We start from the raw sequence: 13,183 nt of genomic DNA on the forward strand, positions 1-13,183 counted from the left end.
TGGAACTTTATTTATTGCAATAACACATGTGCCACGTGGAACACTATGCTATGCTTATCCTTCATTAAGTTCTGTCAGCGCTATCCAACGGGATGTTTTTTTATCCAAAACATCGTTTTGAGAAGATAGCTGCGCATTTATTTCTAATATAGCAGCATTATCAATCCCCGAATACAAACGCTCTGTAAGCTGTTTTATTTCTGCTTCCAGCTGTGCAATTTCAATATTTAATCCATCAAGCTCTTTCTGCTCCTTAAAGCTTAATTTGTTTTTAGGCTGCGCAGGCGAAGTATTAATCGGCTTAGTTTCTTCCTTTTTGCTTTGCTGCTTTTCCTCCTCCAATTCTATTCTATAAGAAGAATAATTTCCATTGTAAATCCTTACGCGGCCTTTCTCTTCCATTATAAATAGTTGATCGGTTAGCTTATCCAATAGATACCTATCGTGCGACACCAACATCAAAACGCCGGTATAATTGGTCAAAAATTCTTCTAAAACATTTAACGTATCAATGTCCAAATCGTTAGTGGGCTCATCCAGGATCAAAAAATTGGGATTTTTCATCAGGATGTGCATTAATTGCAAGCGCTTTTTTTCGCCACCACTCAATTTTGAAATAAAACCATATTGTTTTGCCGGGGGAAAAAGAAACAAAGTAAGCAAAGCCGATGCAGATATAGTTTTACCATCGGCCATGGTAATAAACTCCGCTACGTTCTTTACAATATCAATAACGCGCTCATCTTCCTTAAACTGTATGCCTGATTGATGAAAATAACCCAAAACGGTAGTCTCACCCTTTTCTATATAACCGCTATCCGGCTGTAAAGAGCCGGTAATAGTATTAAGCAGGGTTGATTTACCGCTTCCGTTTCTGCCCGCCAAGCCAATCCTATCCCCTTTTTTAAATACATAGTTAAAGTGATCGATGTAAGTATTGCCATTAAAAGCTTTGCTTATATCGTGTATCTCCATTATTTTATTGCCTTGCCTTGCTGTTTTAACGCTGAGTTCGACATTTTGCTTAGGGCCGCCGTTTTTTGTTTTGGCATCAAGTTCATAGTAAGCATCAATACGCGCTTTTGATTTGGTTCCCCGCGCCTGTGGTTGTCTGCGCATCCACTCCAGCTCTTTCTTCAACAAATTAGAGTTTTTCTGAAAGGTAGCTTCGTCTGAAGCGTCGCGTTCTGCTTTTTTCTCAAGGTAGTTAGCATAGTTGCCATTATAAGGCACAAATTTGCCTTTATCTATCTCTAATATCTCGTTACACACATTATCCAAAAAGTAACGGTCGTGCGTAACCATCAAAATAGTTTTATTGCCCTCGGTAAGCAGCTTCTCCAGCCACTCTATCGTGTCAATATCCAAATGGTTGGTAGGCTCATCTAAAACATACAATTCCGGGTCCTCAATCAATAGCCTGGCCAATGCAAGCCGTTTTTTTTGCCCACCCGAAAGGGTATCTATTTTCTGATTAAGGTGATGGATATCCAACCTCCCTAAAATTGTTTTTATTTTGTATTCATACTCCCAGGCATCAGTCTCACTCAACTCCTCCATTACCTTTTCAAGCGCCTTAGCGTTATCGGGGTCATTTTCTAATAGCTCTTCATACTTGCGTATAGCCTGCTGCTGTACGTTATCAGCATGAAAAATATAATCACTAATGGTAACGGAGTTCTTAAAGCCCGGGTCCTGTTCAAGATACCCCATTCTCAGGTCGCGGCTTTGAACCACCTTGCCCTCTGTTGGTACCAATAGGCCGGCTAATAATTTTAATAATGTAGATTTTCCTGCACCATTTATACCCACCAGGGCAACCCGCCGGCCGCGGTTAATACCAATGGTTTGATTTTTAAATAGCCAATTGTCATGAAATGAATGTCCGATGTTCTCGGCAGATATATAAGTACTCACGCGCGCTTTTTTATTCTATCGGTTGTATATATAAATACACCCTGTTTGTTTTTTAATGATTGATTAAACATTGCCTTTGCCACTATAGCGCCGTCAATGCTTTGATATTTTTTTAAACCACCCATCAGCAATGGGTTTATTATTGTCATAACAATAGTTGCTATTCTTTCTCCCAGCCGCTTTTTTCTTTTTCTGCCTGTTAAAAGCGATGGCTCGTATATATGCAGTGTGGGTAGACCTACTTTTTTCAGATCCCGCTCTGCCTCTCCTTTCGTTCTCAAATAGAAGTTAGACGAAAATGGATCGGCACCAACTGCTGATATAAAGTGAAAATCATTTACCCCGTTGTTCAAAGCAGCGTGGGCCAGATCAACAGGATAGTCGTGATCTATCTTATAATAATCGTCTTTATTAGGGGTTTGCTTCTGCGTAGTGCCTAAGCAGCAAAAGATAACATCTCCCTTTATAAACGGTAAATACGTCTCAGGCTGATTAAAATTAACAAGCTCTTGTACCAATTGTGGATGCTTGTTTTGAACACGCTTCCTGGCCAGGCTAATAACTGAATCATACGCTCTGCTTTCAAGCAAAAGATTCAGCAACTTACTGCCAATAAGTCCGCTTGCGCCGATTATGATCGCTGTTTTTGCCATTTAGGGTAATTTAACACGCAAAAGTACGCAATATAATTTTATGGAATAAATATTGCATGTTTAAACACATAAAAAGGAGAAATAATGAAAACAGTTTTTTATCCCGCTAATGAGCGTGGAAAAAGCGACCACGGATGGCTTAAAGCAAATTTTTCGTTCAGCTTTGCTTCCTATTATGATGAAGATAAGATTCATTTTGGTGCATTGCGTGTATTAAATGATGATATTATTGCCGGTGGAATGGGTTTCGGCACCCATCCGCATGATAATATGGAGATCATAACAATACCGCTATCCGGCGCGTTGGAGCATAAGGACAGCATGGGAAATATTGGGGTTATACATGCGGGCGAAGTACAGGTAATGTCGGCGGGAACGGGCGTACGGCATTCAGAATATAACCACTCAAAAACAGAATCGGCAAACACGCTGCAGATCTGGCTGTTCCCGCGGGAAAGGAATGTTGAGCCAAGATATGATCAGAAGGATTTTAAAGCCTCATTTAAGCAGAATCAGCTAACCACACTGGTGTCACCCGATAAGGACGGCAGCGCGCTTTGGATCAACCAGGATGCTACCTTCTCAATGGGTAGCTTTGACGGTGGCCGGCAGATAAATTATACCATTACCCGTCCTGAAAACGGAGCATATATATTTGTTTTGGAAGGAGCAGTTGAAATAAATGGCCAGATATTGAACGCAAAGGATGCTATTGGCGTTTCTGAAGCCGGTTCGGTTGTATTTGATAGCCGGGAAAACACCCGCTTGCTTATAATAGACGTACCCATGATATAACGCTAAAAGAAAAAGGCCCCGGTAATATTACCGGGGCCTTTTCAGGTTATAGCATCTCAATATTAGATCTTAGATGTAATAGCCGGATCTAAAGGCACAGTGGCAGAACGGTAACGGTGTATAAGCTTACCATTTTCGTCCAATAAAAACTTCTCAAAGTTCCATTTAATCTCACCTTTAAAGTCAGGGTTTTCAGCTTCAGTAAGGTATTTAAACAGGGGAGCGATATCATCACCCTTAACACTAACTTTCCCACTCATCGGGAATTTAACACTGAAAAGATCTGAACAGAATTGTTTTATATCGGCATTGCTACCCGGTTCCTGTCCGCCAAAGTTATTAGCCGGGAAACCTACGATAACCAATTTATCTTTATACAGATCAGAAAGCTTCTGTAAGTCTGCATATTGTTTGGTGTAACCACATTTTGATGCAGTATTAACAACAAGAATCTTCTTACCCTTATATTTAGCTAACGAAAAATCGTCGCCATCAATGGTTTTCAATTTAAAATCGTAAACAGAGGCTGGTGCAGCCAGGAGTACGAACGCAAGCAGGAATCCTAAAAATTTCATTTTCGTAATATTTTAAAGTAAATAGTTTTAAGCGTTTACAATGTAAAATTAGTTAATTAAAAACACGTTTGGTCAAATAATGGTCTTCTTTTAAACTCATTTTTTTCTTAGACGATGCGGTTTTGTCGGTATAGCCCAACAAGTGCAGTGCTCCATGAATAATAACGCGGTGTAACTCATCGGTTTCAGACACCGAAAACTTCTCCGCGTTTTCTTTAATGCGGGGTATCGAAATAAAAATATCCCCGGCTATCAGCCCCTCCTCCTCAGAACTATCAAACGTAATGATATCCGTATAAGTATCATGATCAAGATATTCCTGGTTTATTTTAAGCAGATACTCATCAGAGCAGAAGATATAAGTAAGCTCCTGCAGCGTAAAGCCCTCCTCAACAATCGCGGCTTTTATCCACTGCTTTACCTTTGTTTTATCCCGGAGTTTATAAGCTATATCTTCTTCAAAAAAATGTATAGCCGGCATTATATCTTAAATAGCAGTTCCACCTCGTTGCCTTTGGCGTTAAACACACACTGGTCTGCAAGGTGTTTTACAATAAACACACCCCTGCCGGCCAGGTTCTCCAGGTTTTCCGGAGCCGTTGGGTCGGCCAGGTTAATATAGTCAAAGCCCTCGCCCTCGTCTGTAATGGTCCATACAGACCGTCTGCCGTCAACCTCCGCGTTAATAATAACTTTCTTCTCTGGCGCTAACTTATTGCCGTGTACAATGGCATTGGTAGCAACTTCGTTAAGGCAGGTCATCATATTTGCAAAAGTATCTTCGCTTATCTGGTACCTGTCTGCTATCTCCTCCACAAGGCTCTCTAACTGTGTTATGCTCTCCAGCTTTGACGGAAGTTGTAGGGTATACAATTCTGTTGGCTGAGCGCGTTCCGGCATATTAGTTGATGTTAAGTTGATCAAAATATGTTTTAATTTTCTTCTTGTAATATAAGTTAAGTGCTGGCGGAACGGTTCTGATCTGTTCGGTTTGCTTTTCCTTAACCTGTTGATAGTCTTGCAGAGCTTTTATATAACCCGGAGGCATGTCTTTACCGGCATGTCCTTCGCGTTGCTGCTCCTGTTCTTGTTCCTGGGCTGCCTTTTCTGCCTCCAACATACGTATCTGTATCTGTTGCTGGCGCTTCAATGCTTCCTCTGTTATTCTCCTGTTTACGATATCATTCTCAGATTGTTCCATTTGCTGCGAAATTTTATCCAGATCCTTTATTCCGGTGCCGCCATCCCGCCTGTCTTCGTTGTTAAGGCGCTGCATTTCCTGCCTTATCATCTGCTGCTCACGGGCCATACGTGCCAGTTGCTCGCTCATTCCACGCTGTTGCTGGCCTTGTACCCTGTTTTGTTGACCCTGTTGTTGCTGCTGCTGGCCTTGTTGCTGCTGCTGTTGTTGTTCCCGCTGCATCTGCTCGCGTGCGCGCTGCATGTTTTGGTTAAGCTTTTGTTGTTGCTGACTTAACTGCTGCATACGCTGGCTCTTAGATTTCTTTGAAGAACTGCCAGACTTCTGTTCATTCGCCTTAGCCTGCATATTATTAAGCGCGTCACTAAGCATTAATGCCAGGTTGTTCATTGACGTCATGGCATACTGTTGGTTGCGGTTGGCCTCGGATGTACGCCTGTCACCCAAATTCTCAAGTGCCTGGTCTATCCTGTCGTTTATAGCCGATATTTCGCGGTTTACAGTTGCTTCTATTTGCGGAACGCGTTTACTTATGGCATATAAGCTGTCCTCGGCAGTTTTAAGGTTATCTTTTATTGTTTTTTGCGTTTGCGCCAAAGTTACGTAGTTAGGATCTAACTGACTGGTGTTTTTTAGCGCCTCCATGGTTTTTTCCTGGCGGAAGGAACTATTTACCAAACTTTTTAACAGCTCGCGCAATTGTTTAATATTAACGGCATTGTCTTCCTCTTCTTCCTCCTCCTGTTGCTGCTGCATTTTTTGCGCCATCTTTTTCATTTGCTGGGCAGCTTGCTGCTGAGACTGCGATGCCTTTGAGCGATTGCTTTTTGACAATTGCTGTTTGCTTTGCTCCATTTTATCCTGAATGCTTTCCTGCTCGCTTTTAGGGTTTTCAAAGTCTTGCCTGCTTTGCATCTTTTCAGCTTCCTTGGCTAATTCTTCCATGGATTTTTTAATATCCTCAAACTCCTTATTCAGCTTGTCTTGCTGTTTCTCTTCCTGCGCGCTTTTTTGTTGCTCAGCGCTTTGCTGCTGCTGCTGATCGCCGCTCTTTTGGTCGCCTTGCTGCTGGCCCTGCTCCTGTTGTTTTTGTAACTCGGCAGCTTGTTTCTGCGCCTCCTGTATGGCTTTTTTCAACTCTTCGGCAGTTTGTTTCTGTGCTTCCTGCTGGGCCTTTTGTTGTTGCTGCCCTTGGTTCTGCTGCTGCTGATTCTGTTGGTTTTGATTTTGTTGCTGCTGCTGATTTTGTTGATTTTGCAGTTCGGCAGCTTTCTTCTGCGCGTCCTCTATGGCTTTTTTCAAAGCATCTTCTGCTTGTTTCTGCGCATCAGCCTGTGCCTTTTGATCTTGTTTCTGTGCATCATGCTGGCCTTTTTGCTCCTGATTTTGGGCCTGATTTTTCTGCATCTCTGCAGCTTGCTTTTGGGCCTCCTGGAGGGCTTTCTTTACCTGGTCTATCGCCTGTTTCAAGGCATCCTGCTGCGCTTTTTGCTGAGCCTTTTGTTCCTGGCTCTGCTGCTGGTTCTTTTGTACCTCGGCAGTTTGTTTTTGCGCATCTTGCAATGCTTTTTTCAACGCTTCTGCAGCTTGTTTTTGCGCTTCCTGTGCTTTTTGATCTTTATTCTCTTGTTTTTGGGCCTCAGCCGGGTCAACAGGTTTCTCGGTCTCATCGGCCAGTTTCTCCTGCTTGTCAGCCAACTCGCTCAACTTATTGATATTTTGATTTACCTTTTGGTCAAAGGCCATCTTTTTATACAACTCTTCCAACCGGCCAAACTCACGCTTAAGCGATTTGTTATCCATCTGCATTTTTTGCAGCTGGTCGCGGGTGCTTTCTTTTTGATTGTTTCGGGCCAGTTGCTGTAACTTATCCAGCAACTCGCGGGTTTTAGGGTCAAGCACATCGTTAAGTAGTTTCTCAACCTGTTTTTGCTCCTCTGCCAGCTGCTGGTTTTGCTGCTGGTTCTCCCGCCTGTTAAACATGTTCTTTCTGTTGTCAGACTGTATTTGTTTAACCAGATCGTCTAACTCGCGCCTTTTCTCCATCAGCGCGTCCAATTGTTTTTGCTCATCAAATGATATGGAGCTTTTGCTCAATAAAAGCTCATTCATTTTCTGCGATTCCCGCTCAATTTCCGCGGCAAGCTTGGCAGCCTGTTGAATGTTTTTTCTAACCTGCTCTGTGCCTTTGTTTAACTCGTTTTCAAGCTCCATGGCATCCGGAACATTTATACTTCTTTCCGGCGATTGCACCTTTTTGGGTCCGCTTACACCGTCGTTGTCAGCCACTTCAAAAAAGTAGGTTACCTGGTCGCCGGGCCTAACACCCAGGTCTTTCAGGTTCCAGTAGTAAAAAAAGTCTGATATATTAACCCCAAGATCGGCTTTAACAGGTTTTACAAATGATTTTTCATTTGCTTTGCCCCCACCCGGACTTATTTTGTAGTGAAATGTAAGATTAGAAAAACCGTGGTCGTCTTGTATCTTACCAGTAAAATAGAATGCTTTCATGCTGACAGAATCCGGGCGCTCTGCTACATCAATAGCGGGAGCCTCGTCGGCTATGGCATTAATCCTGTAGGCGGCAGAATCTGTGGTGTTTACTATCTGATTAACCGGGCTTAATTTATAAATTGTATTGGCCAATATGCGTTCGCTGTGGCTAAACAGGTTAGCTTCTGATGCTTGCAGCATTTGTTGCTTGTTGCCCATGTTGAAAGCGATGCCGGTTGCGTTTTGGGTATGGAATTTCCAGGTTACTGTTGTTCCGGCAGGTATGGTAATATCGCCGGCGTTGGCCAATGTTTCTGATGGTTTATGCAGGTAAGGCGGATAGTTAAGCACTACATCAAAATGCAGCAACGCCGGGCGCGGATTAACTTTTATCTCATAAGGAACTGAGTTAAACCCATTGCCGGATAACCGGAACTTTGTGCTTTCCTGCAAGTTGCTGAACAGGTATTTAAAACGGCTTACATTTTCTTTATCCAGCTTAAAGGTGTTGTTACCCATTTCGATATAAACATCAGCCGGGAATTTATCGCCCTCTAATTTGAGCTCCAGATTAAGGTCATCGCCCTGTACCACAGAAAGTGTGCGGTTAAGCACCACAAATTTAAAAGGAGCTACAGGAGCAAAATATTCGTTGTGCCTTAGTATACGCTTTGTACTTTCTGTTAACATAGACGGCGCTGCAAAGGCAAGCACTATAATTACGCCGGCCGGGGCAAGCACCCATTTTAAGTAACGGCGGTTTTCGCGCAGGTTAATGGCCGAAGGGAAGCGGATGGGGCGCAGGTTATCTATTTTTTGATCAATACTGGCCTGTATCAGGTCCTGATGTTGGCTTTCCTCAGCAGATAATTTTTTTAACTGAAGCGTATTAAGCAGTTTATCATTAACATCATTAAAGTGCTTGCCTATAATATCCGCAGCCTGATCGTGCGTCAGGGTTTTACCCAAGGCAAGCCAGGCCATCAATGGCGGCACAACCAGCCAGGCTATTAAACCCAGGTTAAGCAAAATAAAGCCATAGAATAAAACGCTTCTGAAAAGCGAATCGAAGTTCCCAAAATACTCCGACAGGGTAATAACAATATACGCCGAAAATAAGCCCGCGCCTAAAAATATCAGGCCCCTTAAAAGGCTGTTAAGGTAATACCGTTTAATAAAGGTATTGATCTTATCTATAAGCAGTTCGTAATTCCCGTGGCTATTCATAACCCAAACAATTAATGTTTAAATAAAAAATGCTGCATAATTTATTATGTAACAGACGCTTGATAACAAGGGTAAGCTAAATTATTAATTAATATTAACAAAAGCAGGGTCTAACTAAATAATAAGGAGCACACCTACTAACATTTTTACAATAGCAGGCATACGCCATTTTCACTATCAATACGTGCTGTTGTTGTTAAAGGATGCTTGTGTTGGACAATATATAGCCATAAAGCTTACAAGGATATGATAAATGCAATTCGGTTTTAGCCTACCTTTGTAAGGTAAACTTATTAGTTTAACTGATATAATGGAAAACAGCCAATTGGAATATGTTACAGAACTACGTACCGCTATAACCCGGCTGATTAAGAAGCTGAGGAAAGAATCGGTTTCGGGACAGCAGCTTTCGTTGACGGAGCGGTCAACCCTGGCTTTGTTGCAGCAGCATAAACAATTGCAGCCTACAGAGCTGGCCGCTATGGAGAAGATCACCAACCAATCCATGTCGCAGATATTGAATCATCTTTTGCAGCTGGGGTATATAAACCGTACCATGTCTGAAACCGACAAGCGAAGGGCCATTATAACACTTTCTGCTGATGGTGAACAAATATTAAAGCAGGTGCGCAGCGAGCGCGATCATTGGCTGGCGCAAGCCATTGCCGCAACCTGTACCAACCAGGAACAGGACCTGCTAAAAAAAATAATTGCGCCGCTGGAAAAGATATTAGAGTTTGAGTAATTAGGCGGCTTTGCCGCGGGCTGTGTCTCAAAGCAGCTTAAGTAGAAAAGGAGAGATGGAAAAGAGATGAGTACCTTCAGGGCGTTTAAAAACAGAAATTACAGGATATATTTTGCCGGGCAATCCGTGTCGTTAATAGGAACATGGATGCAAAAAACGGCGGTGAGCTGGGTTATTTACGCGCTCACCCATTCTACATTTATGCTGGGCTTATCATTATTCGCCAGCTTGTTCCCATCTTTTGTGCTTTCGTTGTTTGGCGGGGTTGTAGCCGATAGGTATAACCGCTACCGCGTGCTTTTGATCACCCAAATAGCATCAATGGTGCAGGCCGTTTTGCTTGCGGTTTTAATATATGTAGGCCATGTTGAGGTGTGGCAGATCCTGGCCCTTAGCGCCCTTTTAGGTATAATAAACGCTTTTGATGTACCCGCCCGCCAGGCGCTGGTTTACCAGATGGTAGAGGATAAAAAGGATCTGCCTAACGCGTTGGCCCTAAACTCATCCATGGTAAATCTTTCGCGGTTGATAGGCCCGGCTATAGCGGGTCTTATCTTGGCCCGGTTTGGCGAGGAGTTATGCTTTTTAATGAACGCCCTTAGCTTTATTGCCGTTATCGGCTCGCTTTTAATGCTGAAATTGCCCCGGCATAAACCGGTATCAACCAATAAAAATGTTTTTGCCGAGTTAAAGGAAGGGCTGGCCTACATAAAACGCACTCCGGCTATCCGCAATGTTTTGGTATCGTTAACGCTTATAAGCCTTACGGTAATGCCTTATACTACACTTATCCCCTACTACGCCCGCGACGTGTTTAGAGGCACGGCGGCAACATTTGGTGTTATTGACAGTTTTATAGGTCTTGGCGCGTTATCATGCGCTATATTTCTTGCTTCGGTACCGGCAGGCATCGATCTTAAAAAAGTATTAGCCATAAATACCGTGGTGTTTGGCTGCGGCTTGTTACTGTTTTCGCATGAGGGCTACTATCCGCTGGCCCTGCTGTTTGTAACCGTCGCCGGGTTTGGTATGATGTCGCAGGCAACAATAAGTAATACATTGATCCAAACCAGCGTGGATGAGAAAATGCGGGGGCGGGTGATCAGCTTTTACGCCCTGGCTATTTTTGGCATGCAGCCGCTGGGCGGCTTACTGGTAGGGGCACTGTCTAATTGGATAGGTACACAAAACACAATTATGGTTCAGGGCTTTGCTGCCGCGGCAATAGGGGCATTACAATGGCGCTATTTGCACAAGCAAAATAAAACAGCAAAACACATTGTTGATAACACCGCCATTACGGCGGTATAAAAACAAAGCCCTCCAAAATTAGAGGGCTCTGTCGCTTTTCATAGAGTAGATAAAAAGATTTTTATAGGTAGATGTATATATGGATCAGGCGGCCTGTTGTTGTATGGCCGGCTGGTTGTTGCGCTGTATGTTTTTAGCCCGGAAAGCTTTAAGATCTTCCATTAACAGTTGCTTTAGTTCGTTATCAAAACGTTTAAGTAATTTACTGGTAGCGGGTTTGTTATAAGTTTTCATGACTGATGTTTTTTAGGTTAGACTATAAACTAGGCTACAGACAATTGTTCGTTAAGGATAGCTCTCATAAACACGTTGCGGGCGCGTTTAACGCTTCTCAGATCATTCATTAATATCGCCTTCAATTCGTTGTCAAAACGTGCCACTAATTTGCTCACGGCTGGTTTTCTGTTTTTCATAATCTATAGCTTAAATGTTTTTATTACTATCTTCTTTATTTGGTTCTTCAGTTGAAAGGTTATCCTTTCTGCGTTTGGCCTCTTTAAACTGACGTATCAGTTGTTCTTTATCCCGGTCGTCTGAGGTCTTTTCAGGCGCCTGAGGGTTTTCCCACTCTTTTTCGCCGGTATCCGGGGTGTTTACTTTAACTACCATGGTTTAGTGTATTAAGTAATTTGATTTTTCTATTTCCAATAAAGTGCCAGTCTTTAAAAAAAGAGGAAAAACATACAGTATAGTGGGCCCAAACTTAAACAGCTATTCGCTTAAACGGCTTTAAATCAGCAATTTAAAATACATAAAAAAGTAAAAAGATCTGAAGGCGCTTGTATTGAAAAACGGATAAGGAGTGTTGGGTAGAGTACTCAACACTATACAGTTGGTGTATCGGGCTGTAGTTTTTCTTGGTTATTAAGATGCAGGAAGAGTGTTATAGCCGACACGATTATGCCCAACAGGCATACGCCAGTCCACTGGTAGCGGTACCACAACTGCGTGCCTATAAAAGTGCCAACGGCCCCTCCGCCAAAGTACGATACCATATATACCGTATTAATGCGGTTACGCGCAGCGGGGTTGTTGGCGAAGATGATAGTTTGGTTACATAAATGCGTTCCCTGTAACCCCATATCCATTAAAATAACCCCCACTATCATTCCGGGCAGACTGTATCCCGAGAAATAATAGATAGCAAACGATACCATTAGCGCGGTGATGGTAAATGTGGCAATTTTGTATGGGTTGGTTTTATCTGCCATACGGCCGATATTGCTGACAGCCACCGCTCCAAAAGCACCTGCTAATCCAAACAGGCCGGCAACATCGCTGCCTAAGCCAAAGTTGGCTTTTAGCAAAAAGGCAAGGGTGCTCCAAAACGCGCTGAAACAGGCAAAGCATGACGCTCCCCGTAACGCCGCAAGCCGTAAGTGCCTGTTTTCTTTTATTAAATCAATAATAGAAAGCATTAACCCTTTGTAGGTTCCTTTGTAGGTAGGCTCCACTTCCGGAATGAGGCGATAAACCAATATCCACATAATAATCATTAGGCCGGCTGCCACCAAAAACACGCAGCGCCAGCCCCAATGGGCGGCTATAAATCCGCTTAGCGTGCGCGAAAGCAAGATGCCCAGCAACAAACCTGTTTGTACAAAACCTATTTTACGCCCGCGTTCACTCGGTTTAGCCAGGTGCGCGGCCATTGGAATTAACAATTGCGGAATTATGGAAGATACGCCAATAAGCAGGCTCGCAATTAATAATGCGTTAATACTTGGAGCAAAGGCGGCAAAAAGCAGCGATAGGGTAATAAAACCGAAATCAATTACCATCATGCGTTTGCGCTTAAACTTATCAGCCATAGGCACAATAAAAAACATACCCAAGGCGTACCCAACCTGCGTTAGCATAGCCACCTGGCCAGCTTTGGCGCTTGTTACCCCAAACGTGCGCGATATATCATCCAGTAAGGGTTGATTATAATAAATGTTGGCTATTACTAAACCCGTGGTAATGGTTATTACCCATAAGGTAAACGGCGTTAGGAGCGATCCTTCTTTTTTTGTTGATCCGGTCATTAATTGATAAGCCAAAATGCGATTGCACATTTTGGCATAGGGCACAAAAGTAAATTTTTATAAAAAAAGCGCACTAAAAAACTTACTAACCGAAAAATTATAAAAAAAGAGTTTGTATGTCTAAAATATAAACGGCTCAAAAATCACACAGAAATCGCCAAAAAAGCAGTAAAAACAATTAAAATGAAGCCGGAACTATCAGTTTTACGGCAAAAACGGGTGTTTAAGGGCCAGAAGAT

At 42.8% G+C, this 13,183-nt stretch carries 13 protein-coding genes; 3 read left to right on the forward strand and 10 right to left on the reverse strand.

The annotated features are described in order from the left end of the window. Nucleotides 1-54: 54 nt before the first annotated feature. Both ACFQZS_RS18450 and ACFQZS_RS18455 read right to left on the reverse strand, forming a co-directional pair. Entirely contained in the window at nt 55-1,917 is a 1,863-nt protein-coding gene (locus ACFQZS_RS18450; protein ID WP_377102485.1) for an ABC-F family ATP-binding cassette domain-containing protein, read from the reverse strand. Then, nucleotides 1,914-2,570 (reverse strand): NAD-dependent epimerase/dehydratase family protein, encoded by a 657-nt coding sequence (locus ACFQZS_RS18455; RefSeq protein ID WP_377102486.1) that lies wholly within the window; start codon nt 2,568-2,570, stop codon nt 1,914-1,916. Before ACFQZS_RS18455 ends, ACFQZS_RS18450 begins: the two co-directional genes overlap by 4 nt. Nucleotides 2,571-2,654: 84 nt before the next feature. Between ACFQZS_RS18455 and ACFQZS_RS18460 the strand changes: the two genes are divergently transcribed. Continuing rightward, a complete protein-coding gene (locus tag ACFQZS_RS18460) occupies nt 2,655-3,365 on the forward strand; it encodes a pirin family protein (RefSeq protein ID WP_377102488.1) in 711 nt (236 codons plus the stop codon). A gap of 62 nt (nt 3,366-3,427) precedes the next feature. On the opposite strand, the gene ACFQZS_RS18465 is transcribed toward ACFQZS_RS18460, so the two are convergent. From ACFQZS_RS18465 to ACFQZS_RS18480, 4 genes are read right to left on the reverse strand one after another with little or no spacing between them, the layout of a single operon-like run. Next, nucleotides 3,428-3,940 (reverse strand): glutathione peroxidase, encoded by a 513-nt coding sequence (locus ACFQZS_RS18465; RefSeq protein ID WP_377102489.1) that lies wholly within the window; start codon nt 3,938-3,940, stop codon nt 3,428-3,430. Nucleotides 3,941-3,992: 52 nt separating this feature from the next. Next, nucleotides 3,993-4,421 carry an rRNA maturation RNase YbeY gene (ybeY, locus tag ACFQZS_RS18470; protein WP_377102491.1) on the reverse strand — a complete coding sequence of 143 codons (429 nt, stop codon included), beginning with the start codon at nt 4,419-4,421 and terminating at the stop codon, nt 3,993-3,995. Continuing rightward, nucleotides 4,421-4,840: an ATP-binding protein gene (locus ACFQZS_RS18475; RefSeq protein WP_377102492.1), complete on the reverse strand. Its 420-nt coding sequence runs from the start codon at nt 4,838-4,840 to the stop codon at nt 4,421-4,423. The genes ybeY and ACFQZS_RS18475 overlap by 1 nt, the downstream gene beginning before the upstream one ends. Before the next feature lies 1 nt (nt 4,841). Then, nucleotides 4,842-8,861, reverse strand: a complete 4,020-nt coding sequence (locus tag ACFQZS_RS18480; protein WP_377102493.1) for a DUF4175 family protein — start codon at nt 8,859-8,861, stop codon at nt 4,842-4,844. A gap of 310 nt (nt 8,862-9,171) precedes the next feature. On the opposite strand from ACFQZS_RS18480, the gene ACFQZS_RS18485 reads away from it, so the two are divergent. Beyond that, nucleotides 9,172-9,606, forward strand: a complete 435-nt coding sequence (locus ACFQZS_RS18485) for a MarR family winged helix-turn-helix transcriptional regulator (RefSeq protein ID WP_377102494.1) — start codon at nt 9,172-9,174, stop codon at nt 9,604-9,606. A gap of 66 nt (nt 9,607-9,672) precedes the next feature. After that, nucleotides 9,673-10,917 (forward strand): MFS transporter, encoded by a 1,245-nt coding sequence (locus ACFQZS_RS18490; protein WP_377102495.1) that lies wholly within the window; start codon nt 9,673-9,675, stop codon nt 10,915-10,917. An 84-nt stretch (nt 10,918-11,001) separates the two neighbouring features. Here ACFQZS_RS18490 and ACFQZS_RS18495 read toward each other — a convergent pair whose 3' ends face one another. From ACFQZS_RS18495 to ACFQZS_RS18510, 4 genes are all read right to left on the reverse strand, one after another. Next, nucleotides 11,002-11,151, reverse strand: coding sequence for a hypothetical protein (locus tag ACFQZS_RS18495; protein ID WP_377102496.1), 150 nt, complete (start codon nt 11,149-11,151; stop codon nt 11,002-11,004). 29 nt (nt 11,152-11,180) lie between these two features. Continuing rightward, nucleotides 11,181-11,330: a hypothetical protein gene (locus ACFQZS_RS18500; protein ID WP_377102497.1), complete on the reverse strand. Its 150-nt coding sequence runs from the start codon at nt 11,328-11,330 to the stop codon at nt 11,181-11,183. A 10-nt stretch (nt 11,331-11,340) separates the two neighbouring features. Then, entirely contained in the window at nt 11,341-11,526 is a 186-nt protein-coding gene (locus ACFQZS_RS18505) for a hypothetical protein (protein WP_377102498.1), read from the reverse strand. Between the two features lie 215 nt (nt 11,527-11,741). Further along, nucleotides 11,742-12,944 (reverse strand): MFS transporter, encoded by a 1,203-nt coding sequence (locus ACFQZS_RS18510; protein WP_377102500.1) that lies wholly within the window; start codon nt 12,942-12,944, stop codon nt 11,742-11,744. Nucleotides 12,945-13,183 lie beyond the last annotated feature (239 nt).

It is taken from the genome of Mucilaginibacter calamicampi, assembly GCF_042676765.1.
Taxonomy (GTDB): Bacteria; Bacteroidota; Bacteroidia; order Sphingobacteriales; family Sphingobacteriaceae; genus Mucilaginibacter; species Mucilaginibacter calamicampi.